The sequence below is a fragment of the Nocardia abscessus NBRC 100374 genome (assembly GCF_000308455.1).
GTDB classification, from domain to species: domain Bacteria; phylum Actinomycetota; class Actinomycetes; order Mycobacteriales; family Mycobacteriaceae; genus Nocardia; species Nocardia abscessus.
Genome location: NZ_BAFP01000205.1, coordinates 1 through 474 on the forward strand (window position 1 = coordinate 1; position 474 = coordinate 474).

Consider the following 474-nt stretch of genomic DNA (forward strand, 5'->3'; position numbering starts at 1 on the left):
GCACCATCAATACGTAAGGGCGTGCACCAAGAACAAGGCACACAGGTGAACCTTCTTGCTCAACCTGAAGATAAGGTTCTCATCGCCAATATCGTTATTGGAAGTATCCAGCAATATTGGAGCTTATTGTAGGCAGTGAGTGCGACTTCCGGAGCTTCGTGTCGACGCAAGGTCGACCACCTCGGGGGATAGCTCACCAAGAGGGATTGAAGATGATGCGTGTGTTGGCACTCGTTGGAGCTCTGCTCATCCACGGAGCAGTATGCAATGAGGTGAACTCAAGGCACCTGCTCTCCGAGGCAACTAAGATGGCTGCCGCTGGCTCCCTGGCTGCCGGTGACATCACCTATGACAACGTGCACAAGGCCATCTTCGGCTTCAACCAGGGTCAGGAGGGCAGGCACCTGCTGTCCGAGGCCACCAAGGTGGCTGCCGCTGGCTCCCTGGCTGCTGGTGACATCACCTATGACAATG

General features: G+C 55.5%; 1 protein-coding gene. It reads left to right on the plus strand.

What is annotated here, in order from left to right; all coding sequences use genetic code 11:
• Positions 1 to 212: 212 nt before the first annotated feature.
• Positions 213 to 474, plus strand: a 262-nt coding sequence (locus ON19_RS45225) for a hypothetical protein (RefSeq protein WP_157229895.1), incomplete at its 3' end; no start/stop codon positions are given.